This window comes from Agromyces sp. NPDC058484 (assembly GCF_042720415.1).
In the GTDB taxonomy this organism is placed as follows: Bacteria; Actinomycetota; Actinomycetes; order Actinomycetales; family Microbacteriaceae; genus Agromyces.
The window spans coordinates 23,817-50,311 of sequence record NZ_JBHXMP010000017.1; the positions used below are offsets into that span (position 1 = coordinate 23,817).

Sequence of the window (26,495 nt, forward strand, 5' to 3'; positions counted from 1 at the left end):
TTCGGGCTCGACGCCGTGTCGTGGGCTCTCGCGATCATGCTTGCCGAAGTCCTCCGCTACGAGTTCGACGTGACACGCATCGCCCTTCTGCCGATGGCGCTCCTCATCGCCTCTGCGGTCGTGCTCCAGCTCGTCGTGGGCTGGCTCTTCAATCTGTATCAAGGGCGGTTCACCTACGGCACATTCGACGAAGTGCTGTCTTTGGCGGGCGCGGTGCTCGTCGTGGCAGTGACCCTCTCGGTGCCGGTGGGGCTCTTCGGTACCGCTTTCGGTGTGCCTCGGAGCGTGGTCTTGATCGCGGTGCCCATTGGACTGCTCTTCATGTTCGCGGTGCGCTACCTCAAGCGCTTGTACGTCGAACACAAGTACCGCCCCGGAGCCGACGCTGAACGGGTGCTGGTCTTCGGCGCGGGATACCTAGGCGCAACGATTGTGCGGCGTATGATGACCGACCCCGAGTCGCAGTTCCTCCCAGTCGGACTGATAGACGACAACCCGGCGTATCGCAATCTGCGGCACAGCAATGTTCAGGTGCGCGGAACGCTCGACGATCTCGAGCGCATTGCTCAAGAAACCGGGGCAACAGTGCTGATCGTGGCCATCGCGCGTGCCGATGCGGAGCTCTTGACCCGAGTGAACGATGGGGGCAGTCGGCTGGGTCTGCACGTCAAAGTGCTTCCGCGCCTCGATGAGATCCTTGCCGGAAAGACCGGCCTGGCCGAGGTGCGTGACATCTCGATCGAGGATCTCATCGGCAGGCATCCTGTCGACACCGAGGTCGAGTCGATCGCGGGGTACCTCACGGGAAAGCGTGTGCTCGTTACCGGCGCCGGCGGGTCCATCGGCTCCGAACTCTGTCGGCAGATCGTGAAGTTCGAGCCCGCTGAGCTCATCATGCTCGACCGTGACGAGACCGGCCTGCAACTGGCACAGCTCGGCACCTCGGGTCATGGGCTGCTGCACACGCGCGATGTGGTGCTCGCAGACATCCGCGATGCTGATGCGCTTCAGGCCGTCTTCGACGACCGCAAGCCCGAGGTGGTCTTCCACGCGGCAGCGCTCAAGCACCTGCCGATGCTCGAGCAGTACCCCGACGAGGCTTGGAAGACCAACGTGCTGGGCACGCTCAACGTGCTGGACGCGGCTCGCAACGCGTCGGTGGACACCTTCGTGAACATCTCGACCGACAAGGCCGCGAACCCCACGAGTGTGCTCGGACACTCGAAGCGCGTGGCCGAGAAGCTCACGGCGTGGATGGCAACCGAAACCGACGCGCGCTACCTTTCAGTTCGATTCGGCAACGTGATCGGTAGTCGCGGCTCGATGCTGCCGACCTTCAAAGAGCTCATTCGAAAGGGCGGCCCGCTGACGGTCACCCATCCCGACGTGACTCGCTTCTTCATGACGATTCCCGAGGCTTGCCAACTCGTGGTTCAGGCAGGCGGCATCGGGGACCCGGGCGAAGTGCTCATTCTCGATATGGGTGAGCCGGTCAAGATCCTCGATGTCGCCAAACGCATGATCGAGATGTCGGGAAAGAACATCGAGATCGTCTTCACCGGCCTTCGAAACGGCGAGAAGCTGCACGAAGAGCTCGTCGGCACTCGGGAATCGACAAAGCGTCGACGGCATCCCAAGATCTCACACGCAGAGGTCGACACGATCTCGCCCGACCGGCTCGACAAAGCGGGATGGGAAGCACGAATGCAGAGCACGCCTCGCGACAACGAGACGATGACTTTTCACATCGATCGTGGCGCGCTCGCCAGCGGAACTGGGGGTGCGGCATGACCGACAGAATCTACATGTCGTCGCCCGACGTGGGTGAGCTTGAGGAACAGTACGTCATCGCCGCGTTGCGGTCGGGCTGGGTCGCCCCGCTGGGGCCAGACGTCGACGCATTCGAGCGCGAACTCGCAGAACGTGTGGGTGTCAGCCACGGAGTTGCGCTCAGTTCAGGAACCGCCGCCCTCCACCTTGGGCTATTGACGCTCGGCGTCGGCCCCGGCGATATCGTCATCACCTCGACGATGACGTTCGCCGCGACGGCAAATGCGATCGTCTATAGCGGTGCCGAGCCGTACTTCATCGATGCCCTGCCCGACACCGGCAACATGGATCCGGCCCTGCTCCATGAAGCCCTTACCAAGCTTCGTTCCGCCGGAGAACGTGTGGCGGCAATCGTGCCAGTCGATCTCTTGGGCAAGGCGGTCGACTACACGAGCATTCTCGCCATCGCCGACGAGTTCGAGGTGCCTGTGCTCGCCGACGCCGCTGAGTCCCTCGGTGCAACACACGCAGGAAGGGCTGCGGGCAGCTTCGGCCGTGCATCTATCGTGTCGTTCAACGGGAACAAGATCATGACGACTTCGGGCGGCGGAATGCTGCTGACCGACGACGAGTCGTTCGCGACACACGTTCGCTACTTGGCCACGCAGGCGCGGCAGCCCGTCGTTCATTACGAACACACGGACGTCGGCTTCAACTACCGCATGAGCAACCTGCTCGCGGCCCTCGGCCGGGCGCAACTCAGAAGGCTCGATGAGATGATTGCTCGTCGTCGAGTTCTTCGTGCTTCCTACCAGACGCTCTTTACCGACATTCAGGGTGTGAAGATCTTTGGGGCGGTCGATGACTCAGCGGATAATGCATGGCTGACCGCCATCCTGGTAAACCCTGAGCTAACGGGCTGGTCGGCCGAAATGCTTCGAGAATCACTTGCAACCGTTAACATAGAGAGTCGTCCGCTGTGGAAGCCAATGCACTTGCAACCAGTGTTTTCGGGAGGCCGCGGGACTCTTGACGGCACTTCAGAGTCGCTGTTCCAACGTGGGCTATCCCTCCCAAGCGGGTCTGCACTCTCCACTGCAGATCAAGAGCGGGTTCTCGTCGCAATTGCCAGCTTCATGGATGCCCAGCGGTGAACTCTCGTTTGCTCTACCGGCCGATCAAGCGCTCGCTCGACTTCGTGTTTGCGTTGGCCATCCTCATCTTCCTCCTACCGCTTCTTGGACTGATCTGTGGATTGGTGGCGCTCCAGCTCGGGCGTCCAGTGCTCTTCCGTCAGGAACGGCCGGGCAGACATGGGCGGACGTTTAGCCTCTACAAGTTTCGGACGATGATTCCCGTCGACCCGGGCTCGGGGCTCATCGAAGATGCGGATCGCTTGACAGCGTTCGGGGTTTGGCTTCGAACGACCAGCCTCGACGAGCTTCCCTCACTGTGGAATGTCGTGCGTGGCGACATGAGTTTCATCGGGCCGCGTCCGCTGCTTGTTCGCTACCTTCCTCTGTACACTCGCGAGCAGGCGCGTCGCCATGAGGTTAGGCCAGGCGTGACTGGACTTGCCCAAGTGAATGGGCGCAATGCACTGCAATGGGACCAGAAGTTCAGGCTGGATGTTCTGTACGTGGATCGATACAGCTTCCTTCTCGACCTACGCATCGCCTTGGCTACGGTCGGCTCGGTTGTGCGGCGGTCGGGAATCTCTGCGGAAGGCCATGTGACTGCCCCCGAGTTCAACGGCAATGAAGATCAGTAGCCGTCTGGTGCCGACTCGGTACACCCGAGGGTTGGCCGCTGGCGCTTGGTACTCCGCAGCGAAGATAGTACCTGGCGTCCTCATGCTGCTCATGGTGCCGCTCTGGATCAGGCTCTTTGGCGATGCGGCATACGGTCTCTACTCAATCGCTTGGACGGCGGCGATCTTGTCCGGCTCGCTATGCGTCGGATGGCTACGTCAGAGTCTCCTTCGCTATGCAGGAGACGAGGCACGTGCACTCGAGTCTGTGCCGCGCTTCGTGCTGATGCTCGCGATCGGAGCGAGCGCGTTACCGGCAGTCGGACTGACATTGCCGCAACTCTTCGAGTCCCGGGGCAACACGAACCTCCAGTTGAGTGTCATTGCCGTCATTCTCTTCACCATCTCAAACTCGGCATACTTGATCGCTCAGGCGAACCTCCAACGCGAAGAACGCGCCAGATCGTATGCAACCTTCGAATCGCTCCGCGTGGGCGTCGCGCTTGTCGCAAGCCTTGCTTGCTCCCTCTTGCCCTCGGCCCCGGGTGACGTTGTGATGCTGAGCTCGTTCGTGTTCTCTACTCTGCTCGTGCTCGGAGTATTGCGCACCGGCCGTAGGCACCGGCGCAAGCCCCCGCAAACGCTGGAAGTCGCCCGATCGATGTGGGCCTACGGTTGGCCGATGAGTATCTGGCTCGCCCTTTCGAGTGCACTCTTGTTCTTTGACCGCCTGATTATCGGCTTCTTCCTTGGAACAAGCGATGCGGGACAGTACGCCGCAGTAAGTGACTTGGTAGTGCGTGGCGTGGGCATGGTGCTCTTCCCGATCACGATGATCGCACACCCACGCATTATGAGAGCGTGGAACGAGGGTGGTTCTGATGCTGTGGGAGGGGCTCTTCGAAGCTATACACGCGCGATGGCGGGAACGGCTGTGGTGGTCATCATCGGCGCTGCGACCGGAGGTACTTGGATCGTGGAATTGGTTCTCGGATTTCAGGTGCAAGACGGCGCGCTCGTTCCCGCCTTGGCAGCTGGAGCAGCTCTCTGGCAAGTCGCGCTTCTGGCTCACAAATCGCTCGAGATCAAGAATCGGACGCTTGTCATGGCCGTGATATTGGGGGCCGTGACCGCCGTTTCCATCTTCGCCAACGTCATCCTCGTTCCGCGGATTGGCATGCTGGCACCACCGATCGTCCTCATCATGTCAGCAACGATGTATATCGTTGCGGTGAGGATCTTGGGCTCACGACTTGCCGCGGCGCAATCTGGAGGGACTCGATGACTCCTCGTGTTCGCGTGATCGCTGTTTCGTACTTTGGCGCGAACGATGCCAAGAAGCTCCTCCGTTCGCTTCAGTCGCAGACAATGGGCGACTGGGAGTTCGTCCTCGTCGAGAACTCGGTCGATGCAACTCAGCGAACCAGTCTCCAAACAATCGGGGGCGACGACCCTCGCGTTCGTGTTCTGACGCCGGACGAGAATCTCGGCTACCTGGGAGCGGCACGGTTCGCGCGGGAGCACTCACAGGGCACGGCTGAGTGGACCGTAATCGCCAACGTCGACATCGAGTTGCCTGATTCCGACTCGCTGCTTCGTCTGAGCGAGTTCAGTGAGGCAGGCGTTGCGGTCGTCGCGCCGGGTATTATCTCGTCGCGTAGCGGTCGTGATCAGAATCCGTTCCTGGTTCATCGGCCCACCGCTCAGCAGATGCGACGCCGTGCTGCGCGCATGCGCACCCCTGCTCAGGCACAATTGACCGCGGTCGCCTCCAAACTGAAACGGATGGCACTTCCGTCCTCCGCAACTCAGGCTGCAGGGCGGATCTACGCTCCGCATGGATCTTTCATGGCGATTGCCCGAGAGTACTTCGAGAACGGCGGGACGCTCGAGCATCCGATTTTCCTGTTCGCCGAGGAGCTGACGCTCGCCGAGCGCGTTCGCGCTCTGGGTATGACGGTGGCCTATCTGCCCTCAATCCAGGTGAGCCACGTCGAGCACGGCCAAATGGGTGTGATCCGATCGGGATTCGTGCTGCGTGAGATGGTGCGTGCGGCGCGGTACGGTGCCACGCTCATCGAGGATGAATCAGGATGAGCATGGAAGTGGCCCTTGTCGTGTTCGCACTCTTGTGCGTGCTGGCGTCGAGGTACATGCATGGGACGTACTTTCACCCGGTGGGAGTACTTGCGATAGTCGTCGCCTTTGCGATGTTCGGAAAGCTTACTCTCACGTCCTTCTCGAGCGCTGATAGCTTCGCGCAGTACTGCATCGTAATCCTTCTCGCAGCGTGCGTGCTATTGCCGCTCGGGAGTCTTGCACCGCCGCGTAGCTTCGGGTTGGAAACAGGCCTCACTCGATTGGGCACGGCCATCGTCGCTGCCAGCGCATTCCTCGGAGCGTTCGCCGGGCTTGCAGTCCAGATCGCTGCCGGGCGCTCTGTCAGCCTTGACTTGGCGTCACTGATGGAAGGCGCCGAACAGGCGAGCGTGGTTCGGTACTCGTCGGGGACATCCGCTGCTGCGCTCGTTTCGATTTCGTTCGCGGGGGTGTTCTTGGCGGCGATGTTGGCACCGTACGCGGCAAGCATGCGGAATCCGATAGTGCGGTCGCTGCTACTGGCCTCTCCGATCATCGGCGCCGTGCTGTACGCGATGCTGACGACCGCGCGGGCACCCTTTACCATCGCAGTTGCGCTGCTTGCGGCGAGCTGGATGGGGCGTGAGCTCTTGAAGCATGGCAACCGGGCACGCGTACCACCACGCACCGCCCTAATGGTGATTCTGATTTCAGCCGGGGTGGTCATCATCTTCGCGGGTGCATCATTCATCCGCTACGGCGGTGTCACGCCACAGACCACGGAAATCGTGCGCGCGCGACTCGGAACGTACGCATTTGGCGCACTGCCAGCATTCGACCAGTGGCTTCTCGGGGCGGATGTGCCACCGATCGGCACTGGCGTCGCGTGGATTCCGTCGGCGCCATCTCCGTCGAGCGCGATTGCACAATTCGCACAGATCGGCAATGGTGTGTCAACGAATGTATATACGGCACTGCGAACGTTCATCGAGGGCTGGGGTTCGATCGGCGGAGCAATTGCAGTTCTTGTTTTCCTGACCTTGGCCATATTTGCATACCGACGGGTCATCGAGCACGGTCAGGTTCGTGCTGGCATGCTCTTTGCCTGCCTCACGGGGTTTCTCCTCTACTTCTGTTATGCGCCCGTCTTTGAGTTCAGCAATTATGCCGCCGCCGCCGTCGTGGGAGTCGCCTTCGCGCCCGCCCTCGTCCTAACACGGCGCCTCGACACACGTCCGGCAATCGATGCGCAACGGTTGCCCAACCATGAAAGGCACTAGTTCTTGCGAATCGTATATCTCCACCAGTACTTCAACCCGCTCACGTCGGCAGCGGGAAGCCGATCCTATGAATTCGCACGACGATTCGTGTCCGCCGGTCACGAAGTTCACGTTGTCACATCTGATTCCACTTCAGCTTCCGGAACGAGATGGCGCGAGGAAGTCATCGATGGGATCAATGTTCACTGGGTCGGCGTTCCATATGCCAATGCAATGGGGAAGGCAAAGCGTATCCGTGCGTTTCTCCGGTTCGCCGCATTGTCCGCAACGCGCGCTCGAGGGCTTCGAGGGGACGTAGTATTCGCGACGAGTACCCCACTGACCATCGCATTGCCGGGTCGATTTGCCACACTGTTCCGCTCGACGCCGATGGTGTTCGAGGTGCGTGATCTTTGGCCTGAGATGCCGATCGCTGTCGGCGCGCTGAAAGGAGTGCTGGCGAAGTGGGCTGCACGATCGCTGGAGCGATTCGCGTACCAAAACTCCACTGAGATCGTTGCGCTATCCGATGGAATGAAGGCAGGAGTCCTTGCGACGGGTTACCCGGCGTCGCTCGTGACGGTTGCCACGAACGCATCGGACGTCGAGATGTTCGATGTCGACGATTCACGTGCGGCAGCATGGAGAGCAACAGTGCCTGGTCTTGGCACCCGCCAGATTGTCCTCTACTGCGGCACTCTCGGGTTGGTCAATCGGGTCGGCTACCTCGTGGATTTGGCGGTGCAGCTACGCAATGTGAATCCGAGCGTGGCGTTCGTTGTCGTGGGACAAGGGGCTGAGTTCGAACTCATTCGACAGCGCGCCGTGGCGTCAGAGGTGCTCAACGAGAACTTCTTCCTGCTGGGCAGCGTACCCAAGCGGGATGTGCCGGCGATCTTCCGCGCAGCGACGATCGTGACAAGTCTCTTTGCCCCTATTCGTGAGATGGAAGCGAACAGTGCGAACAAGTTCTTCGACGGCCTTGCGGCGGGGAAGCCAATCGCGATCAACTATGGCGGTTGGCAAGAGGAGGTGCTTGCCGAGTCGGGAGCAGGCATTCGTCTCCATCCGTCCGACCAGGCGGCGAACGGTCAGACGCTGAGTGCGCTTCTGAAGGATGACGTGCGACTTCGAGAGATGGGCTTGGCCGCGCGAGGCCTCGCCTTGGATCGCTACTCGCGGGATGCTGTGACGTCGAAGGTTCTCGCGGTCTTGGAACGGGTTGCCGACGCAGGCCGCTCGAACGCCGGGCAATCGTCATGACCGGGGCGGCGAGCGGGCCTGTAGGAAACCGGGTCAGTGATCGTGTCACCGCGGCCCGAGTCAACGTGCTCATCACGTCGGCCGGGCAGCGCGTATCCCTCGTGCGCGCGTTCAAGAAAGAAGTCAGTGCGTTCGACGACCGCAATCGTGTCTACACTGTCGATCTGAACCCCGCGCTCGCACCGGCGTGCCATGTGTCCGACGGCTTCAGCGCTGTTCCGTCTGTGACAGACCCGGGCTATCCTTCCGATCTCTTGGCGCTTTGCTTGGCGTGGCGCATCGGAATCGTCGTGCCGACGATTGACACCGAACTCGCGGTACTCGCCAAAAGCCGATCACGTTTCGAAGAACACGGGATCCACATCGTCGTTTCAGCGTCGGACTTCATCGAGAAGTGCCGCGACAAGCGGATCATTGCTGACTTCTTTTCAGAACACGACATTGATGTGCCGAAGACGATTGATCGCGCCAACCCGGACTTCCCCCTCTTCGTAAAACCATTCGACGGGTCCAGGAGCGAAGGCGCTCGTCATGTGAGAGATGCTTCTGAGTTGCATGACCATGATCTTGAGAATCCCAAGCTCATGTTCATGGAGTACATCGACCATGCACAGTATGAAGAGTTCACTGTTGACGCGTACTACGGGCGAGATGGCAGGCTGAAATGCGCGGTCCCGCGCAAGCGCATACATGTGCGTGCCGGAGAGATCAACAAGGGGGTGACTCGCAAGAACGAAATCGTGGGTCATCTGCGCGAGAGGCTGCACTTGATCCCCGGCGCAGCCGGTTGCCTCACCATGCAGTTCTTCTTCCACCCGACCACCAAGCGTGTCGTAGGCATAGAGGTCAATCCACGATTTGGTGGAGGGTACCCACTCAGCTATCTCGCGGGAGCGAACTTTCCCCGATGGATCGTTGACGAGTATGTGAATGGCCAAGACATCCCGTACTTCGAAGCATGGGAGGACGGATTGTTGATGCTCCGCTATGACGACGAGGTAGTAGTCAGAGGCTATGAAGAGTAAGTTCGTCGTCTTTGACCTCGATGACACGTTGGTATCGGAGGTCACGTTTCTTGAATCCGCTTACCTCGAGATCGCGAGGCACCTAAATCCGACGAACCCCCATCAGCTCTTCAAGGAGATGGTCGCGTGGTGGTCCACCGGTGAGAACACATTTGAGAACCTCACGATGCGGTTCCGCGAGACGTCGATGGACGACTTGCTTGCGCGCTACCGCAACCATCAACCCGACATTCACTTGGTCAATGGTGCGGCAGATGTCCTCGACTACGTGAAACGGCGGGGCTACGGGTTGGGCCTGGTTACCGATGGGCGTTCAGCTACCCAGCGAAACAAGCTGAGGGCACTGGGCATCGAGCACCTGTTCGACCGGATCGTGATCTCTGAGGAGCTTGGTTCATCAAAGCCCGCGACACAGAACTTTAGGTTGTTCACGGCGGACTGGGCCGGACAATGCTTCTACATCGGCGACAACCCCGCCAAAGATTTCCTTGCTCCAAACGCTCTGGGGTGGACCACCATCATGGTCTCAGACACAGGTCGGAACATCCATAGTCAGGAGATTGCAGTGCCGCACTCACACCGGCCCAGCGTGATTGTGGCGTCGCTGTATGACGTTATCGACCACCTTCGATGACTCTATAGGTGCCCGTAAGGCGAGGTGCGTTTAGCGGGAAGCAGTCCTCAGCTCGACGACTGAACTGCTCGCGGCCGTCCGCCACCAGAGCACGACGAGGCATCCGATCGTCGTACCGGCGGTGTTGGCGATCACGTCGGAGACGGTCGCGAAGCGGGAGGGGATGCCGAGCTGGATGAGTTCGATGATGATGCTGGCGAGGCATCCGCTCGCAATGATCAGCCAGGGTGACCAGCGCGGGGCCGCCACCGCCAGGAGTGCGCCGAACGGCACGAACAGGGCGACGTTCGCGAGGAACTCGAAGACGATCGCCGCGGGTTCGCGGGGGATGCCCCAGAGGGCGACGAGGTCGGCGGCCCATCCGACGATGCCGGTGACGCGGCCGGCGTCGCGTGCGGGGAGGAAGACGATCAGCGCGAGGGCGACGAGGTAGGGCGCGAGGATCGTTCGGGCGGCGAGGTGGGCCGAGCCTGCGCGGTCGTCCGGGGATCGGCGGGGTGCCGCCCAGAAGCCGATCGCGGCGCCGGCGAGGGCGCCACTGACGTTGAGGGTCAGGTCGAGCGGCATCCACGGATGCGATGAGCCCAGCGACGGGGCGAGCTCGACGACGGCGCTGACGGTCAGGATGGCGAGCGTGGCGAGCCACGCCAGCTGCCGGCCCGTGGCGACCACCGCGAGGATTCCGAGCGGGATGAACAGCACCGCATGCAAGGCGTACTCGACGAAGTCGTAGCTGACCCAGCCACTCAGGCCGTGCCGGTGCAGGGTGGCGAGTACGCTGCGGATCCACGGCGTCAGGCCCTGATCGATGGGCCGGGGCACGGTCATGAGCAGCCCGAGGAGCGTCGCGCAGATCGCGAGCACGAGCAGCGCCCAGGGGCGCGCTCGGTCGGGCGGAGTCATGAGGGCAAGCCTAGGAGGAGGGTGGGGGAGGGTTGGCGTACAATACGTGTATTGCAGGAGGAGGTGACTCTATGCCGCTCTCAGTGAGGCTGACGCCAGATGAGGAGGCGCGGCTCGACGCGCTCGCCGCGCGAACGGGTCGGTCGAAGACGTTCTACGTGCGCGAAGCCATCCACTCCCACCTCGACGAACTCGAGGAGAAGTACTGGGCCGACGAGGTCGTGCGTCACTGGGAGGCGTCGGGAAAGAAGTCGCGGCCCGCATCTGAACTCTGGGATGAGTTGGGCGTGTGACGCGCTGGGAACTCGAAACCTCCGCACAGTTCGATAAAGCAGCACGCAAACTCGACCGACCGGTGTTGCGACGCATCAAGGCGTACCTCGACGAGGTCTGCGAACTCGACGATCCGCGCGCGCGTGGCAAAGGGCTCACCGGCGATCTCGCGGGCTATTGGCGTTATCGAATCGGGGACTCTCGCGTCATCGTGGAAATCAGAGACAGTGTGCTCGTGATCGTCGCAATCGGTCTCGGTCATCGCGCCGACATCTACGGCTGAAATACCCGGTCCCGAGCAGCCATACACGACGATCGGCACGAGCGGAGCGGCATCCGCTACTCGACCGGCGGGGGCGGCCGGCTTCGGTGCGGGTCTCGATACGCTTCGCTACTCGACCGGCTTCGGATCGCCGACTCGCCGCCACCGCACGCGCAACTCGCCGGCCACCGTCACAAGTTCGAACGTGGCTCGCCCGTCGGGCGACGCGAACGACCATGTCATCTCGAGGATGCCCGGCGCCGAGTGCACTGACTTCACACGCAGCGATGCGGGCCATGAAGTTGCCGGGTCTGCGGCGAACGCGTCGCACGCGGGCATGAACTTCTCCCTGATCACCTTGCGGAACTCCGCCAAGTGCTCAGGCTTCAGGCGCCGGACGTCGGAGTCGAGGGACGGCGTCGTCTCGAACTTCACAGCGTATCGAGGTGGGCAAGGAAGTCGTCATCGTTCTCGTGGACTGTGACGCGGCCCGCCTTGACGTGCTCATCGACCTCGCGCTCGCGTTCCTGCCATCGCTCGGTCCAGAACCACGCCTGGTCGGCCGAGACCGGCAACGACGGGCGCAGCTCCACCACGCCGTCCGGGCGCTCGGTGACCTCGAGCTGTGCACCGGGCTCGTCGAGGTGAAGACGGCGGCGCAGCTCTGTGGGCAGCGCGATCAGGCCACGGCGCTGAACGCCGACGTACCCATGGAACTCCGCGTTGGACATGTACCTAGTATCCCCGCATTGCCGTGGAACTGCAAAGCAGCAATGCTGCTGGGTTGGCCGGCCAGGCTGAATCGGCCGACGCTGTCGAAGTCTGGAACGCCCTCGACATACTCGGCGACCACGCGACAGCATCCCGGCGACGTCATCGTCGGAGAGGATAGACGTCGAGGTGTCGGTGTCTCACCAGCGCACCTCATGCGTCGACAGGTCGCGGAGCGCGATCTCGTGACCGAGCGCTTGGAAGAGATCGAAGAGCTTGCCTGCTTCGATGGTGGCCTTGCCCGCCTCGACGTCGGCGACGAACGAGCGCGACACCAGGGAGTGTTTCGCGAGGTCGTGCTGCGTCCACCCTCGCGCCTCGCGCAGTTCGCGAACCACTGCGGCTGCTTCTCGCATTGTGAGCATGTGCGTCGGCCTCCTCCCGCGTGCTCGCCTACCGTTGTAGCCGTACGGCGACAGCGTACGTTGTCGCCGTACGGCAACGGAAGGCGTTGTCGCCGTATGGCGACGTGTCCGTGACGCGGGTACGGAGTTCGATGGCGGTGCGGTGCCGGTTGGCCACCGTGAGGTGGGCGCGGCGGCGCATACTCCGCCACCGGGGCAGCCCGCGGCATCCGCCACCAGACCACGACGAGGCATCCGATCTTTGGGATGAGTGGTCGTGTGGTGTGGCAAGGTATCCGATTGTTGCGCCGACAGTGAGTGGGTCTCGATACGCTTCTTCATTCGCGGCATCCACCCCACCTCCATCTGCGCTGCGTAGCATACTTGTGGCATGGGTCGAACACGGCTGAGCACGACGGTGGACGAGGAGCTTCTCGAGACCGCTCGAGCGGTGCTGCGGCGAACCACGGATGCGGCGATGATCGATGAGGCGCTGCGGGCGTTGCTTGCGCGTCACCGCGCGGCCGAGGTCGACGCCGGCTATGCCGCGTACGATGAACACCCGCTTGACGAACCCGATGCCTGGGGCGACCTGGCGTCGTTTCGCGAAGCGGTCGCACGGTCATGACCGCGCTGCCTGCGCGCGGCGAGGTGTGGTGGTGCGAGCTCGCCGGGATCGGCCGGCGCCCCGTCGTCGTGCTGTCGCGCGACGCGGTGATCCCACGACACCGGCGCGCGCTCGTCGCACCATGCACGACGACGATTCGCGGACTGGTCAGCGAGGTCGGTCTCGAACCGGGCGAGGACCCGATCCCACTCCGTTCAGCGGTCAACCTGGATTCCGTGGAGAGCGTGTCGATCGCGCTCCTCGTCGAACGCATCGGTCGCCTGGCTGACGAGCGGATGCGACAGATCTGCGCAGCCCTCGCCGTCGCGGTCGACTGCGAGGGGTGAACTGAATGCGGGCGACGACGCGCAGAACGTGACGGTCATGTCGCAATCACGTCGGAGGCTGTGGCGAAGCGTTCACCGCATCTCGGTGGGTAGGTCTCGAGACGGTCGGGTGCACGACGCTGTTCGAGGGTGCGGAACGGCGCCGCTGCACGGCACGCACCGTCACGACCGCGATGAGCGCACCGAGCGCCGCACCTGCGGTGTTCGCGACGATGTCTCGCGCGTCGGTCGTGCGGTCGGCGATGGCGAGGAATTGCAGTGCCTCGGCGCCGATGCTGACCGCTGCGCCGATCAGGGCGGCGGTCGCGATGCCCCGATAGCGAAGACGCCGCGCCGCGGCCGCCCAGAGCACGCCGAGCGGCGCGAACAGCACCATATTGGCGGCGAACTCCACCCACTGGTACGCAGCCCAGGCGGGGGCGCCGAGAAGGCCCAGCGCGTCGACGATGAGATCGAAACGCACGAAACCGCCCTCGCCGTCGACGTGGGTGGGCCAGAACAGCACGACCCCGAGCGCGAGCGCGTACAGGCCGCCGAACAGGGTGAGCCAGAACCGACGTCGGTGCGTGAGCGGCCGCAGCGGTGGAACGGCGCGGTCGGACGGCTGCATCACGCCAGCGTAGAGAGTTTCACGTCGTCGTGCAGCCGCCATGCCTGGTGGGCGCATTCAGGCTAGGTTGGAAAGGTCGCGATCCGGGGGGCGACGCGCAATCACGCGTGGCAGGCAGGCGTCCGCATCCCGCAAGACGTGCATCATCACTGATCACCGACCACGGAGGTTCCGCATGACACGCCAGGTCTCCCGACGCTCGCTCCTGCTCGCCGCTGCCGCGGTGCCCTCGCTCGCCTGGCCGCCCGAGCTCGCCGCCTGGTGGGAGAGCCTCTTCGGGGGCACCCCGACTCCCTCCCCGACCCCGTCGCCCGACCCCACGGAAACCCCCACGGCGATCCCGACCGAGGCGCCGGCCGACGCCGGGGGTTCCCTGGGCTCCTACGGCCCAGACGGGCGGCATTGGCCGGCGAACACCCCGAAGCTCGGCAGCACCTTCGGCACGGTCATCGATGTGGCGTGCACCTGGGCCTCGATCGGCAAGGCCATCGCGTCGGTCACCGACGCCGAGATCGAGGCCGGCGTGCACATCCGCGTCGCGCCCGGCACCCTGCCCGGGTTCGGCGCCTCGTCGGGTTCGCGTGGCGTGCTGAAGAATCTCGGGCGCGGCACCGCCTCCACGAACATCCTCGTGTCGCCGAAGGACGGCTGGGGAACGGTCAGCATCGCCGACTCCTCGCGATTCGTCGGCGTGAAGGGCGTCACGTTCGCACGCATCAACGCGCGCTTCATGCTGCTCAGCGACTGCTCCCGCACCAACTGGGTGCAGTCCAAGGTCTCCTACGGCTTCCGCATGACCGCCTCGAACGGGGTCGTTCGGGAGTGCAACGCCTACGAGGTGGTGATGGCCGACGCCAAGATCGACATCGCCGACCCGTTCGGCTACGCGGCCGGCAAGAATTCGATGATCGCCGACTCGGTCTGGGAGGGATGCTACTGTGCCCCGGTCTTCCGGCCCGACGGTGCATCCGACCACATCGACTCGCTGCAGATGTACGGCAACGGTGCATACCGGGGTCTCACGATCCGCGACTCGACGATCTTCGGCGGCCTCAACAGCGCGATTCAGCTCGGCGGTCCGAAATCGCGTGACCCCGAACTCGGAACGCCGTTCTTCACCGTCGAGCACTCCATCCTCACGGCGCAGGTGGTCGCCGCCAGCGTGCGCTACCCGGCTCCGTCGGGCGCCTACGTGCCGACGATGGGGCAGGCGATCAACGGCAGCGGCGAGTCCGGCCAGCTCTTCGCCCGCGATTCGTTCGTGTTCGGCTCGATGTACACCACCAAGTGGGGCGAGGTGGCGAACAGCTTCTGTTCCTACGACAAGGCGCCCGCGAACAACCCGTCACTGGTGGGCGGCTGGCAGTACGACGCCGGATTGTCGGATGCCGACGCCGCGTGGTTCGACGCGCAGACCCCGATCCCCACCGACGACTACCTGCGACGCATCTGGGCCTGAGCACGGGCGGCATGCGGTCAACGGCTCGGCGGCGTCACGGCGTTCCACGCCGCACGTCGCGGTAGAACGCGAGCGTGGCGTCGGAGATGACGGTCCAGTCCAGTCGATCGAGCGGGGCGCGCTCCGGTCGCGGGCTCTGCGCCCAGCGGATGCTCCGCTCGAGCTCGTCGGCATCGAACTCGCCGTCGTAGCAGCGCACCCAGTCGTCGCCGACGATCGCCTGGAGCTCGCTCATCGCGCCGAGCCTGGGCACCACGACGGGCCGATCGGCCGACAGGGCGAGGATCGCCGATCCGGAGTTCTGGATCGCCCGGTAGGGCAGCACCACGAGGTCGGCCGCACGCAGCCACGCCGACATGGCGGTGTCGGACTGGAATCCGAGGTCGAGCACCACGCGCGGGTCGCCGGCCGCGGCGGAGCGGATCTCGGCGGCGAGCGCGTCGCCCGCGGGCTTGCCGGCGACGGCCAGCACGAGCGACGGGTCGTCGGCCCGGGCGACCGTGCGCACGAGGTCGGGGATGTTCTTGTAGGTGCGGATCATGCCGACCGACACGACGAGGGTGGCGTCGGTGCGGATGCCGCGCTCCTCGCGTGCGGCGTCCCTGGACGCCGAGAAGTCGTAGTCGTCGCGGTAGTGGCCGTGCGGAGTGACCGCACCCGGCACGTCGGCCAGTTCGGGATAGGCGGCGCGGGCGGCGGCGAGCCCCCCTTCGGTGAGGGCGAGCAGGCCGTCGACCTCCTCGGTGAGCAGTCGGCGGTGCATCGCCCGGAGCGCGGGGGTGGCCCGCCGTTCGTGGGAGGCGACGTTGTGCACCGTCCACACGAGCTTCGTCCCGTTGCGCCATCGTGCGATCCGCAGGCCCGCGCGGAAGAGCAGCATGCGCGCGAGCATGCGCCACGACCGTCCGGTGAGGAATGTCAGCTCGGGCCAGTGCAGATGCACGACGTCGACGCGGCTGGTGAAGAGCCGCACGTAGCTCAGGTCGTGCACGCGGCATCCGTCAGCCGCCATCGTGACGTAGAGCCGGGCGTTGTACGGGTTCGCGTGCGCGGTGCGGAACGCCGGCTCCGCCTCGACGACCAAGGGCCGGGACGCGCCGCTCATGCGTCGGCCGTCGGCCGCTCGCCGATCACCTTCGCGGGCACGCCGCCGGCGATGGCGTTCGCCGGCACGTCTCTGGTGACGACGGCGCCGGCCGCGATCACGGCCCCCTCGCCGACGGTGACCCCGGCGAGCACGACGACGTTCGCACCGAGCCACGCGCCGTCGCCGATGACGATGTCGCGTTCGATCTTGGGCTGGTCCATGATCGCCACCTCGCCCTGGACGATCCCGTAGTTCGATGCCGTGATCGTCACATTCGGGGCGAACAGGCACTTCTCGCCGATCACGATGCGCCCGGTGCTGTTTCCAGCCCAGATCACCGAGTGCTCCCCGATGTGCGTTCCCGCGCCGATCTCGATGCGCTCGGCGTTGCGGAACGACACGTTCGGAGCCATCGAGACGCCCGGTCCGAGCCGGAGCCGGCGCACCTGCCGCACGTGCGAATAGCTCGAGAAGTGCGCCAGGCGAAGCGCGTGCAGGTAGGTGCGCAGGTCGAGCATCGACCTCGCCGGTCCGGACAGACGCACCGGGGTCACCGCGCGACCACGGGCTCGGGCACCGAGAACGATTCGGCGATCGAGGCCATCACCGCATCGATGTCGGTCGTCGCGCGGCTCGTCACCGAGATCGTGAGCCGGGTTTCGTAGGAGCACGACAGGCACGCGATGTCGTCGCGCGGGTCGCCCGCGGGCCATCCGGTCACCGTCTCGATCGGCGCGTCGCCGAAGAACCGGCGTTCACGGCCCCACGTCACGAACGTGGCATAGCCGCTCCAGTCCCGCGCGCCGAGGTCGCGACGCGACGGATCCTCCACCGCGGCCTGCACCTGCGCGCGCACGGCCGGCACCACGGCCTCGATCGGGTCGCCGGCGGGCACGGTCACCTTGACCACGCTGATGTGATTACGCACGTTCGCGTCGGCCTTGGTGCGGCGCGAGATGGGCACGAGCAGCGAGACGGTCTCGCGCTCGGGGTGAAGGGCGGCCACGGCGCGCAGGGTGGCGGCGACCGTGAGGTCGTGGATCGTGCCGCCCATGCGGTAGGCGAGCTTCACTGCCGGCGCGAGTTCCACGTCGAGGTAGCGCGAGTGCCGCGGCACGAGCACCCGCGCCGTCTCGCCGGAACGCTCGATGACGGCGTTCTTGACGGGCCGGATGACGCGCCCGGCCCACCGGCGAAGGCGCCTGACGAACGGCTTGCGCCAGTACTCGCGCCAGGCGTCGCGCGGGCCGCGCTGCTGCCGCCACCAGGCGCGCCACGCGATGGCGAGGATGCCGAAGCCGGTGCGGGGGGCCACGCCCACAGCGGCGCGGTCGGCGCCGGAGACGGCGGGCACGAGCGATGAGGCCTCGGTGCCCGCGACCACGTCGCCGATCTTCAGGCCGAACAGCGCGTCGCCGATCACGTGCTGGTAGCGCGCGACGATCGCCACGCGACCGGAGTCCAGCTCGACGACCCGGAAGTCCCAGAGCGGACGCGACGGGTCCATCGGCCCGTTCAGGCGGCCGGTGAGGATCTCGACCGCGGCGGGATCGTCGGGCTCGATCGTCGGGTGCAGGGTCACATGGCGGGTGAGGTCGAGCTCCGACACCGGCACCCACGCGGGCGTGGTCATGCGCAACGGCGTGTGCACGAGGCGCTGTCGCATCGCCGGCACGTGCCACGTGAGCGCGTCGAGCCGCTCCCGGATCGCGTCCATGTCGATCGCGCCGTCGTCACGGCGCAGCCGCTCGCCGTCGAGGATGAGGGCGGCGGCGGCGATCATGGCGTCGAATGCGATGGAGTTCGCCACGTACTTCTCGTCGAGCGTGCGGATCAGCTCCGCCCTCGGCTCGGCTCCGTCCATCAGATCCTCCCGGTGTCCCGGTCGGCGGGGGCGCCGATCGGAGTCGATGCGGGCGGATGCTCGTCGATGAACGTCGTTCCCGTGAGTCGCATTCGGGCGCCGATGAAGAAGCCCTGCCGGATGCCGCGGAGCATCGCGCGGTCGGCACTGCCCTTGCGCGAGTCCTTGAGGTGGTGGAGTGCGCGACCGCCGGTGCGCTTCAGGAGCACCGCGACGAGCCCGGCACCGACCGAGAAGCGAAGGCGGACGAACTTGTTCGCGAGTGCGCCGAGGCCGAGGCCGTACCCGAGGTGCAGCCGGGTGTACAAGTCGCCCTCGCGCGTGTTCATGTGATGGATGACGCAGGCAGGGTCGTGCACGATCGCGTGCCCGGCGTCGAGGATGCGGCAGAACATGTCGAGGTCCTCGGCTCCGGCGAGGTGCCGACCGGCGCCCAGCACCTCGTCGAACCCGCCGAGGCCGAGCACGAGCTCGCGACGGAACGCCATCACGGCGCCGTGTCCGGCGTCCAGGCCCTGGAGCGCGCGCGTGAACCGCCGCACGGGCGCGTCGGCGGCGGGCGCACCGATGAGCGTGTGATCGAGCATGCGGCCGGTCACCGACCCCACCGTCGGATCCCCGAATCGCTCGAGGATCGGATCGATCCACCCGTCGACGGCAATGCAGTCGTCATCAGTGAAGAGCACGAGGGGCCGGTCGGTGCCGCGCAGGCCGAGATTCCTCGCGATCGACAGCCCGCGGATGTCGCTGCGCAGGTACACCGCCCCGGCGGATGCCGCGACATCCCGGGTCTCGGTCGTCTCGGAGGCCGAGTCGACCACGATGACCTCGACGCCCGCGGGGACGGCGCGGGTGATGGACTCGAGGGCGTCGGCGAGCATCGAAGCACGGTTGCGCGTGCAGACGATGACGGCGAGGTCATGAGGAGCCGGCACGCAGTGTCCCATCCGTGATGAGGGCCGTGGAGTGACCGTAGGCGGAGAGCAGGCTCTGCGCGGCCGCCGCCCAGCTCAGTTCGGGCGCGTGCGCCATGGCCGCGGCCCGGAGCCGGTCGAGAGCGGTCGGGTCGGCGTCGAGCCGGTCGAGCTGCGAGGTGAGGGTGGCGACGTCGCCGGCCTCGTGCAGCAACCCGTGCACGTCGTGTTCGAGCAGGGCGCCGGCCGCGGTCGACACGAGCGGGACGCATCCGGCGACCTGGGCCTCGTAGGTGACGAGGGCGCTGCCCTCCTCGAGGCTCGGCAGCAGGAGCACGTCGGCGCGGGCCAGTTCGTCGATCGGCGCGCCGGTGACGCCGCGCACGTCGACGCTCGGGTGTGCGAGACGGTCGGCGAGCACGGCCCGGTAGTCGTCGTCGACGGCGCCGAAGACGAGCAGCCGTCCGTGCCGGCTGGCCGTCGAGGCGATCCAGGCGTCGAGGGCGTGGTGCAGGCCCTTGCGCGGCTCCACCCGGCCGAGGAAGACCGCCGTCAGCCCGGGCCGCGTGTCGCCCGGCCGTCGTGTGTCGTCTTGCCGGACGACGGGCGCGGCGGGCGTGCAGCCGTAGCGGTGCCGACGGAGTCGCGACGCATCGAACCCGCGCTCGAGGAAGGTCGCAGCGACCGCGTCGGACGGCACGAGCAACGCCGTCGCGGCGGCCCACTCGCGCTCTTCGGTGGCGAGCCGCCGCGGGTCGGCGGTGTGCGACGCACCTGCCCTCGGTGTGAGTCCGAGGGCGGCGGACTCGCGCGCGATGACCTCGTACGCGTTCGCGGTGTGCGTGTTCGGCACCTCGCGGAACGCCGGGATGCCATGGCGCCGGGCGGCCTCGATGGTGCGTGTCGCCGAGAGCGGCCACACGTGCACGACGTCGGGCGAGCGCCGGGGCACGCGGCGCGCGGCGAACCGATCGTGCCAGGCGAGGGCGCGGTCGCGGCCCATGACCCGGTGGGGGATCCGCCGGCCGGCGACGGAGAGCGAGGTGGCGACCGAGGCGAGCCCGGGAACGGGCCTGGCGATGCTCGCGGCGACCAGGTGCACGTCGTGACCCGCCCGCACGAGTTCGTTGACCTGATTCCATGCGGTCCACCCGATTCCGGGCGCACCGAAGGCGTGCGGGAAGCTGTACAGGACCGAGATCCGTTCGCCGCCCTTCGCCGATCCCGCCGAAGCCATAGAGCTACCCCCGTGACGCAGAGTGTCCTTCATACCTTCGTCCGAATCGGGCGACGGATGCAACTCGGGTCATTTTCGTGACGCGCCGAGTTCACATGCGCGCAACAGAATGCCACGATTCTGTCAATAATCTCGACCCACCATACACTTGGCCGAGTACTCCTCCATCTCGCGCTCGATGACGCACGGGGACCGAGCGATCGGAGCGGGGGAGTTCGCCATGGAACGGCCACAGATCCGGGCCGGATGAACGAAAGCAGGGGGACTCCGTGGAAACTCCGAAATACCTCCAAACGCTGTGGAGCTACAAATGGCTCCTGGCATTCGGCCTCGTGGTCGCCGTCGTCGCCGGGTTCTTCGCCGGCTTCACCATCGTCAACGGGCAGCTCGAGTCGCGTGCCGTGAAGTCGTTCACGGCGGGAACGACGGTGCTGGTCACCAGCCCGAGCGACACGCTGTACCAGGCCCAGGTTCCCGAGCGGGCGATTCAGGAGGGGGTCGTTCCCCCCGAACCGCTCGACCTCGCCGCGTCCACCCAGATCTACGCCTACCTCGTCACGGGTGCGGGGATTCGCGGAGCCGTCGAGACGGCCGTCGGTCCACTCGACGAGGACACCGAGTCCATCAGCGCGATCCGGCGCACCACCCAACCGGCAGGCGACGAGCGATTCCCGGGGTCGCTCAAGCTCCCCGTGCTCGAGATCTTCGCCACGGCCGCGACCGAGCCGCGCGCCGAGGAGATCACCGCCGCGGCCACCGAGGCGTTCCTCGGATACGTGACCGCGCAGCAGGACGCGCAGGCGATCCCCGTGGAGAACCGCGTGCAGCTCGCGGTGCTCACCGAGGGCCAGGCCGTCGAGGCCGAGACGAGCAACCCAGCGATCCCCATCGTGGTGACGGGGTTCTCGGTCTTCCTCGGATTCGTCGCACTCGCGTTCATCATCGCCGGCATCCGCTCCGACCGGGCGAAGCGCCGGAAGGGCGCGCGTCGCCGCAACGGCGAGCGCATGTCGTCGTCGAACGGCCAGGGGCCCACGGCTTCGGAGACGTCCCCGGTGATCGACGACGCGGACGAGGTGCTCGTGGGCGCCGGCATCCGCACGAACTGAGGGCGACGTGACCGTCGCCGACGGTGTGCCGGAGGTCGCCGACGCGACTCCCGACCACCGCACCGACGCACGGCACCCGGGTGGGGCGCACCGCGAGCGCCCCACCCGAGTCAGCCGCACCCGCGTCGTCATCGCGGCCCTCCTGCTGGTGATCTTCTCGATCGCGGCCGTCGTGCTCCTGCCTCCGCTCATCGCCGCGGCCGCGCTGATCACGGTGTCGCTGCTCGTGATCTTCAGGCACCTGGTCTTCACGTGGAGCGCGATGATCGTCGCGCTGGCGGCCGTGATCATGTTCGTGCCGGCCCGGAGATACGCGATCCCGATCCCGCTGCCGTTCCAGCTCGAGCCCTACCGCCTCGTGCTCGCGATCGTGATCGTGACCCTGGTCGTCGTGCTGCTGCTCAAGAACAACGACGTGCGCTGGCGGCCCGTCGCCTTCGGATGGCCGGTCGGCATCTTCCTGGCCACCGTGCTGGTGTCGTTGATCGCCAACGGAATGCGGCTCGTCAACGACGGCCTCGCCGTCACCGCGATCGGCGGTTTCAGCCAGCTGCTGCTGATGCTCGCGGTGTTCTACTGCTTCCGGCAGCTGTTCCGGTCGGAACGCGACGTGCTGCTGCTCCTCACGTTCATCACGTGGGCCGGGGTGATCGTGTCGTTCTTCGCGGTGATCGAGCGCTTCAGCCGCCAGAACGTGTTCCTCATGCTCGGCAACGTCCTCCCGCTCACCCTGCTGCGCGAGAGCGGCGATGTGAGCCGGGCGGGGGTGGCGCGGGCATTCGGCTCCGCGCAGCATCCGATCGCCCTCGCGGTCGCGCTCTGCATCCTCATCCCGCTGGCGATCTACCTCGCGAAGTACGCCGCGTGGCCGGTCAACTCGATCAACCGCAAGATCGTCTACGCGGGCGCGACGGTCATGCTCTTCGGCGGCGTGGTCTCGGCGATCTCGCGCACCGCGGTCGTGGTGCTCGGCGTGATGTTCCTCGTCGCCCTGATCTTCCATCCGAGGGTGGCCGGGGCGCTGTTCGCGCTGGCGTTCCCCCTGATACTGCTCTCGGCCGCGGTGGTGCCGAACGTCTTCGAATCGATGGTGCTGTCGTTCCTCGACCTGGACTCGCTCGTGGAGTCGCAGTACGCGTCGGCGGGCTTCCGGGGCGCGGGGCGTCTCGCCGACCTCGAACCGGCGATGCGCGAGGTCGCCCAGTATCCCTTCTTCGGCAGCGGATACGGCGGCCGCATCGTGATCGGCGAGGCGCGCAACGCGTTCATCCTCGACAATCAATTCCTCGGCACCCTCATGGAGACCGGGGCGCTCGGCGTCGCCGGACTCGCGGTGTTCCTGCTCGTGCCGCCGATCCTGCTGCTGCGCTTCGCGTTCACCCGGGCGGCCGAGGTGCGCCACTCCAACCTGGCGATCGCGATCACCGTGGCCGTCTCTGGCTACATCGCTGCGATCTTCTTCTACGACGCCTTCGGCTTCTTCCAGACGTTCTTCATCCTCTGCATGCTCCTCGCCGCGGGTGCATGGCTGCTCACCGAAGCACCCCGTCGCCCGGCGAAGGGCACCGGAGCAGTGGCGCACGACGACGGCGCACCGGCCGAGGCGACTCCCGAGATGCGCGGGGCCGAGCGATGACCGCGCGGATGTCGGTGGTGATCCCGGCCCACGACGAGGCCGCCGTGATCGGCCGACTGCTCGACCGGCTCGTGACCGACCCGCGGGCGGGCGAGCTCGAGATCGTCGTCGTGGCCAACGGATGCAGTGACGCCACCGCCTCCGTGGCCCGCTCCTTCGGCACTCCCGTGCGGGTGGTCGAGATCGAGGAGGCCTCGAAGATCGCCGCCCTGGACGCCGGCGACGACGACGCGACCGTGTTTCCCCGGGCGTACGTCGACGCCGATGTGACCGTCGACGTGGCGACCCTGCTCGCGCTCGCCGACGCACTGGAGGAACCCGGGGGTCCGCTCGTGGCGTCGCCGCGGCTCGAGATCGACACGAGCGACGCCTCGTGGCTCGTGCGCCAGCACTACCGCATCTGGGAGCTGACCGACTACCGCAGCCACGGCCACATCGGGTCCGGCATCTACGCGCTGTCGGCCGACGGCCGGGCGCGCTTCGCCCGCTGGCCGCGGGTGATCGCCGACGACCGCTTCGTGCAGCAGCTGTTCCTCCCCGCCGAGCGACGCACCGTCGACGGCCATGCCTTCACGGTGCGGAGCGCGCGCACGATCTCCGCGCACCTCCGCCGGTCGACGCGGATCGCGCGGGGCAATCTCGAACTGCCGCCCGAGACGCAGCTGGCAGCGGAAGCGCCGGCCACCGACCGCGCGGCCAACCTCGTGCGACGGGTGGCCGTGCGGCCCGGCCTCTGGCCCGCGTTCGCGGTCTATTCCGTGACGTCGACCATGCCGAAACGGCGGGCGAGACGACTCATCGCCGACCGGAAGGAGCCGGAATGGGCACGCGACGACACGACCCGGACCACCGCATGACCGCGCCCACGACCGACCGACTCGCGCACACCTCATCCCGCGGTGTCTTCGTCACGATGGGCGGCTTCGGCGGCAAGACCCTGATCCAAGTGGGGTCGACCGTCGTCCTGGCGCGGCTGCTGAGCCCGGCCGACTTCGGCCTCGTCGCCATGGTCACCGCGATCGTCGGCATCGCCGACCTCGTGCGCGACTTCGGGCTCACCGGCGCGATCATCCAGGCCAAGAAGCTGAGCGAGCGCACCTGGATGAGCGTCATGTGGCTCTCGGTCGCGCTCGGGGTCGGCCTCACGCTCCTCATCGCCGCGTGCGCGCCGCTCATCGCACTGCTCTACGACGAGCAGCAGCTCGTGGTGCTCACCCTCGCCATCGCCCCGATCCTGCTCATCAACGGACTCTCGATGCCGATGCAGGCCCGCGTGCAGCGCGACCTCCGATTCGGCACGCTCGCGAGCATCGACATCGTGTCGATGCTCTGCGGCGTCGGCCTCGGGATCATCGCCGCGGTGCTCGGCTGGGGCGTGTGGTCGCTGGTCGTGATGTCGGGTGCCGGGCAGCTCTACCGACTCATCGCGCTCTGGGTGGCGGCGAAGCCGCGGTTCGGACGTCCGCACATCGACCGGGAGGTGCTTCCGCTCGTCTCCACCGGCGGCAGCATCTTCGGGGTCCAGCTGCTGAACTACGCCGCGAAGAACTTCGACAACGTCATCATCGGCCAGCAGATGGGACCGGCGGCCCTCGGCCAGTACTCGCGGGCGTACGCGTTGTACCTCCTGCCGATGCAGCAGCTCAACGGCACGCTCGGCCGAGTCGCCCTGCCCGTGCTGAGCAAGCTGCAGGACGACGGCGAGCGGTACCGACGGTACGTCCGCGGCGCCCTCATGATCATCGGCTACCTCACCATTCCGGTGTATGCCGTCGCCGCCGCGGTCTCCTCACCGCTGATCGCGTTGCTGCTCGGACCCGGCTGGGAGCAGGCCGCGACGCTGTTCAGCCTGCTCGCGATCGCCGGGATCGCGCAGTCGATCGGCAGTGTGCTCGGATGGCTCTACATCACCCTCGGCCGGGCGCATCGCCAGCTCGTCTACTACCTGGTGACCCGGCCGATGGTCATCGGGGGATACCTCCTCGGCATCTGGTGGGCGGGCGTCGAGGGCCTGGCCCTCGTCTACGGACTGCTCACCCTCGTGCTGCTCGTGCCGGGCTTCTATTTCGCCACCGTCGGCACGTTCGTGCGCATCGGGGACATCCTCCGCCCGATCCTACGGCCCGTGCTCCTCGCCCCGCTCTGCTTCGGCGCGGCGTCCTGGGTGCAGGTCGTCGCGGACGGCCTGCCGGCGATCGTGCAGCTGGTGCTCGGCGCGGCAGCCGGGGTGGTGCCGTTGGCGGTCTGCCTGCTCATCCCGGCCTATCGGCGCGACCTGGCGCAGATCGTCGGATTCGTGAAGCAGGCTCGCAAGCCGGCGGCGCGGGGCGCAACGCCGAAGGCGGCGCCGACCGATGTCGATGAGGTCGTGCCGGACGACGTCATCGCAGTTCGTGAACGGAAAGGAAAGTCTTGATGCGCAAATCGACGGGGGCGCGACTCGCCCGAACCGCCATCGGCGTGCTCGCCGTGGGTATGCTCGCGGGGTGCGCCTCCGCCGCTCCGGCGGCGCCCGACCTGGAGGGGCTCGAGCCGCCGGCGGCGGCCTCCTCGGTGGAGACGCTGGGCATCCTGGGCGACTCGGTCTCGCTGGGTGTCAACGCGTGCGCCGAGCCCGGGCAGTGCGCGAAGGCGTCGTGGTCGGGCGGGTCCGAGCCTGAGGTGGGATCCATCGCCGGACGGCTCGCCGCGGCATCCGGAGTCGTGCCCGCCGTCGTCAACGCCGCGAAGGACGGCGGCGACGTTCAGGACGCCCTCGGTCTCGTCGACGAGGTGCTGCAGGCCGACCCGCAGCTCGTGACCGTGCTGCTCGGCGGCAACGACGCGTGCGCGCCCACGCTGAACGAGATGACCTCCGCCGCCGACTTCGAGGCGCGACTGACCGCGCTGTTCGCGCGGCTCAACGCGGAAGCGCCCGACGCGACCATCCTCGCGCTCTCGGTGCCGAACCTCGGCCACCTCTGGGAGATCGGCCACGCGGACGAGAGGGCCGTGCAGACGTGGAACAGCAGCCCGTCGTGCAAGAACCTGCTCGGCTCGGCCGACGACGCGTCCGCCGAGGCCACCGCGCGACGCGATGCGGTGTCCGCCCGGGTCGACGAGTACAACGCGGCGATCGGTCGGGTCTGCGCCGCAGCCGAGCGATGCATCGACGACGGCGGTGCCGTGCACGCCTACGAGTTCACAGCCGAGGAGATCTCGGCGATCGACTTCTTCCACCCGTCGATCGCGGGGCAGCGTGTGATCGCGGGCCTGGCCTGGGACTCGCTCGAACGGGGAACCGCGTGACGAC

General features: G+C 66.3%; 29 protein-coding genes. 19 read left to right on the forward strand and 10 right to left on the reverse strand.

The annotated features are described in order from the left end of the window. The first annotated feature begins 36 nt into the window (after window positions 1–36). The 9 genes from ACFWN7_RS13810 to ACFWN7_RS13850 are packed head-to-tail and all read left to right on the forward strand — an operon-like array spanning window position 37 to window position 9,780. A complete protein-coding gene (locus ACFWN7_RS13810) occupies window positions 37–1,791 on the forward strand; it encodes a polysaccharide biosynthesis protein (RefSeq protein WP_376939396.1) in 1,755 nt (584 codons plus the stop codon). Continuing rightward, entirely contained in the window at window positions 1,788–2,924 is a 1,137-nt protein-coding gene (locus ACFWN7_RS13815) for a DegT/DnrJ/EryC1/StrS family aminotransferase (protein WP_376939397.1), read from the forward strand. The genes ACFWN7_RS13810 and ACFWN7_RS13815 overlap by 4 nt, the downstream gene beginning before the upstream one ends. Further along, entirely contained in the window at window positions 2,921–3,541 is a 621-nt protein-coding gene (locus tag ACFWN7_RS13820) for a sugar transferase (RefSeq protein WP_376939398.1), read from the forward strand. The genes ACFWN7_RS13815 and ACFWN7_RS13820 overlap by 4 nt, the downstream gene beginning before the upstream one ends. Beyond that, a complete protein-coding gene (locus ACFWN7_RS13825; RefSeq protein WP_376939399.1) occupies window positions 3,528–4,805 on the forward strand; it encodes a lipopolysaccharide biosynthesis protein in 1,278 nt (425 codons plus the stop codon). Before ACFWN7_RS13820 ends, ACFWN7_RS13825 begins: the two co-directional genes overlap by 14 nt. Next, complete coding sequence (locus ACFWN7_RS13830; protein ID WP_376939401.1) at window positions 4,802–5,617, forward strand: glycosyltransferase family 2 protein; 816 nt, start codon at window positions 4,802–4,804, stop codon at window positions 5,615–5,617. Before ACFWN7_RS13825 ends, ACFWN7_RS13830 begins: the two co-directional genes overlap by 4 nt. Further along, window positions 5,614–6,879, forward strand: a complete 1,266-nt coding sequence (locus ACFWN7_RS13835) for a hypothetical protein (protein WP_376939402.1) — start codon at window positions 5,614–5,616, stop codon at window positions 6,877–6,879. Before ACFWN7_RS13830 ends, ACFWN7_RS13835 begins: the two co-directional genes overlap by 4 nt. 3 nt (window positions 6,880–6,882) lie before the next feature. Further along, the gene (locus tag ACFWN7_RS13840) at window positions 6,883–8,121 is read left to right on the forward strand and encodes a glycosyltransferase family 4 protein (RefSeq protein WP_376939403.1); all 1,239 of its coding nucleotides are present in this window, start codon (window positions 6,883–6,885) and stop codon (window positions 8,119–8,121) included. Beyond that, a complete protein-coding gene (locus ACFWN7_RS13845; RefSeq protein ID WP_376939404.1) occupies window positions 8,118–9,146 on the forward strand; it encodes an ATP-grasp domain-containing protein in 1,029 nt (342 codons plus the stop codon). Before ACFWN7_RS13840 ends, ACFWN7_RS13845 begins: the two co-directional genes overlap by 4 nt. Then, on the forward strand, window positions 9,136–9,780 hold the full coding sequence (locus ACFWN7_RS13850) for an HAD family hydrolase (RefSeq protein WP_376939405.1): 645 nt from the start codon (window positions 9,136–9,138) through the stop codon (window positions 9,778–9,780). Before ACFWN7_RS13845 ends, ACFWN7_RS13850 begins: the two co-directional genes overlap by 11 nt. 30 nt (window positions 9,781–9,810) lie before the next feature. Here the strand turns inward: ACFWN7_RS13850 and ACFWN7_RS13855 are convergent, their stop codons facing one another. Beyond that, window positions 9,811–10,683 (reverse strand): VanZ family protein, encoded by an 873-nt coding sequence (locus ACFWN7_RS13855; protein ID WP_376939406.1) that lies wholly within the window; start codon window positions 10,681–10,683, stop codon window positions 9,811–9,813. Between the two features lie 71 nt (window positions 10,684–10,754). On the opposite strand from ACFWN7_RS13855, the gene ACFWN7_RS13860 reads away from it, so the two are divergent. Further along, entirely contained in the window at window positions 10,755–10,976 is a 222-nt protein-coding gene (locus ACFWN7_RS13860) for a TraY domain-containing protein (protein WP_376939407.1), read from the forward strand. Continuing rightward, complete coding sequence (locus ACFWN7_RS13865) at window positions 10,973–11,239, forward strand: type II toxin-antitoxin system RelE/ParE family toxin (protein WP_376939408.1); 267 nt, start codon at window positions 10,973–10,975, stop codon at window positions 11,237–11,239. The genes ACFWN7_RS13860 and ACFWN7_RS13865 overlap by 4 nt, the downstream gene beginning before the upstream one ends. A 108-nt stretch (window positions 11,240–11,347) precedes the next feature. On the opposite strand, the gene ACFWN7_RS13870 is transcribed toward ACFWN7_RS13865, so the two are convergent. From ACFWN7_RS13870 to ACFWN7_RS13880, 3 genes are all read right to left on the reverse strand, one after another. Further along, the gene (locus ACFWN7_RS13870; protein ID WP_376939409.1) at window positions 11,348–11,653 is read right to left on the reverse strand and encodes a hypothetical protein; all 306 of its coding nucleotides are present in this window, start codon (window positions 11,651–11,653) and stop codon (window positions 11,348–11,350) included. Then, entirely contained in the window at window positions 11,650–11,949 is a 300-nt protein-coding gene (locus tag ACFWN7_RS13875; RefSeq protein WP_376939410.1) for an AbrB/MazE/SpoVT family DNA-binding domain-containing protein, read from the reverse strand. Before ACFWN7_RS13875 ends, ACFWN7_RS13870 begins: the two co-directional genes overlap by 4 nt. A gap of 180 nt (window positions 11,950–12,129) precedes the next feature. After that, complete coding sequence (locus tag ACFWN7_RS13880) at window positions 12,130–12,354, reverse strand: helix-turn-helix domain-containing protein (RefSeq protein ID WP_376939411.1); 225 nt, start codon at window positions 12,352–12,354, stop codon at window positions 12,130–12,132. 397 nt (window positions 12,355–12,751) lie between these two features. On the opposite strand from ACFWN7_RS13880, the gene ACFWN7_RS13885 reads away from it, so the two are divergent. Beyond that, window positions 12,752–12,961, forward strand: a complete 210-nt coding sequence (locus ACFWN7_RS13885) for an antitoxin MazE5 (protein ID WP_376939412.1) — start codon at window positions 12,752–12,754, stop codon at window positions 12,959–12,961. Beyond that, window positions 12,958–13,287, forward strand: a complete 330-nt coding sequence (locus ACFWN7_RS13890) for a type II toxin-antitoxin system PemK/MazF family toxin (protein ID WP_376939413.1) — start codon at window positions 12,958–12,960, stop codon at window positions 13,285–13,287. Before ACFWN7_RS13885 ends, ACFWN7_RS13890 begins: the two co-directional genes overlap by 4 nt. A gap of 46 nt (window positions 13,288–13,333) precedes the next feature. On the opposite strand, the gene ACFWN7_RS13895 is transcribed toward ACFWN7_RS13890, so the two are convergent. Next, the gene (locus ACFWN7_RS13895; RefSeq protein WP_376939414.1) at window positions 13,334–13,897 is read right to left on the reverse strand and encodes a VanZ family protein; all 564 of its coding nucleotides are present in this window, start codon (window positions 13,895–13,897) and stop codon (window positions 13,334–13,336) included. Window positions 13,898–14,072: 175 nt separating this feature from the next. Here ACFWN7_RS13895 and ACFWN7_RS13900 point away from each other — a divergent pair, with 175 nt between their 5' ends. Next, window positions 14,073–15,356 (forward strand): hypothetical protein, encoded by a 1,284-nt coding sequence (locus tag ACFWN7_RS13900; RefSeq protein WP_376939415.1) that lies wholly within the window; start codon window positions 14,073–14,075, stop codon window positions 15,354–15,356. 34 nt (window positions 15,357–15,390) lie between these two features. Here the strand turns inward: ACFWN7_RS13900 and ACFWN7_RS13905 are convergent, their stop codons facing one another. The 5 genes from ACFWN7_RS13905 to ACFWN7_RS13925 are packed head-to-tail and all read right to left on the reverse strand — an operon-like array spanning window position 15,391 to window position 20,458. After that, window positions 15,391–16,461, reverse strand: a complete 1,071-nt coding sequence (locus tag ACFWN7_RS13905; RefSeq protein WP_376939416.1) for a glycosyltransferase family 4 protein — start codon at window positions 16,459–16,461, stop codon at window positions 15,391–15,393. Continuing rightward, a complete protein-coding gene (locus tag ACFWN7_RS13910) occupies window positions 16,458–16,988 on the reverse strand; it encodes an acyltransferase (protein ID WP_376939417.1) in 531 nt (176 codons plus the stop codon). The genes ACFWN7_RS13905 and ACFWN7_RS13910 overlap by 4 nt, the downstream gene beginning before the upstream one ends. A gap of 5 nt (window positions 16,989–16,993) precedes the next feature. After that, window positions 16,994–18,307 carry a wax ester/triacylglycerol synthase domain-containing protein gene (locus tag ACFWN7_RS13915; RefSeq protein WP_376939418.1) on the reverse strand — a complete coding sequence of 438 codons (1,314 nt, stop codon included), beginning with the start codon at window positions 18,305–18,307 and terminating at the stop codon, window positions 16,994–16,996. Further along, complete coding sequence (locus ACFWN7_RS13920; RefSeq protein WP_376939419.1) at window positions 18,307–19,242, reverse strand: glycosyltransferase family 2 protein; 936 nt, start codon at window positions 19,240–19,242, stop codon at window positions 18,307–18,309. The genes ACFWN7_RS13915 and ACFWN7_RS13920 overlap by 1 nt, the downstream gene beginning before the upstream one ends. Further along, window positions 19,226–20,458 (reverse strand): glycosyltransferase family 4 protein, encoded by a 1,233-nt coding sequence (locus ACFWN7_RS13925; RefSeq protein ID WP_376939420.1) that lies wholly within the window; start codon window positions 20,456–20,458, stop codon window positions 19,226–19,228. The genes ACFWN7_RS13920 and ACFWN7_RS13925 overlap by 17 nt, the downstream gene beginning before the upstream one ends. 269 nt (window positions 20,459–20,727) lie before the next feature. Here ACFWN7_RS13925 and ACFWN7_RS13930 point away from each other — a divergent pair, with 269 nt between their 5' ends. Genes ACFWN7_RS13930 through ACFWN7_RS13950 form a run of 5 tightly spaced genes read left to right on the forward strand, consistent with a single transcriptional unit; the run spans window position 20,728 to window position 26,491 of the window. Next, the gene (locus ACFWN7_RS13930; RefSeq protein WP_376939421.1) at window positions 20,728–21,567 is read left to right on the forward strand and encodes a hypothetical protein; all 840 of its coding nucleotides are present in this window, start codon (window positions 20,728–20,730) and stop codon (window positions 21,565–21,567) included. Between the two features lie 7 nt (window positions 21,568–21,574). Then, entirely contained in the window at window positions 21,575–23,203 is a 1,629-nt protein-coding gene (locus ACFWN7_RS13935; protein WP_376939422.1) for an O-antigen ligase family protein, read from the forward strand. Then, the gene (locus ACFWN7_RS13940; RefSeq protein WP_376939423.1) at window positions 23,200–24,060 is read left to right on the forward strand and encodes a glycosyltransferase; all 861 of its coding nucleotides are present in this window, start codon (window positions 23,200–23,202) and stop codon (window positions 24,058–24,060) included. The genes ACFWN7_RS13935 and ACFWN7_RS13940 overlap by 4 nt, the downstream gene beginning before the upstream one ends. Next, the gene (locus ACFWN7_RS13945) at window positions 24,024–25,619 is read left to right on the forward strand and encodes a lipopolysaccharide biosynthesis protein (protein WP_376939424.1); all 1,596 of its coding nucleotides are present in this window, start codon (window positions 24,024–24,026) and stop codon (window positions 25,617–25,619) included. The genes ACFWN7_RS13940 and ACFWN7_RS13945 overlap by 37 nt, the downstream gene beginning before the upstream one ends. Beyond that, on the forward strand, window positions 25,619–26,491 hold the full coding sequence (locus ACFWN7_RS13950; RefSeq protein ID WP_376939425.1) for an SGNH/GDSL hydrolase family protein: 873 nt from the start codon (window positions 25,619–25,621) through the stop codon (window positions 26,489–26,491). Before ACFWN7_RS13945 ends, ACFWN7_RS13950 begins: the two co-directional genes overlap by 1 nt. The last annotated feature ends 4 nt before the right edge of the window (window positions 26,492–26,495 follow it).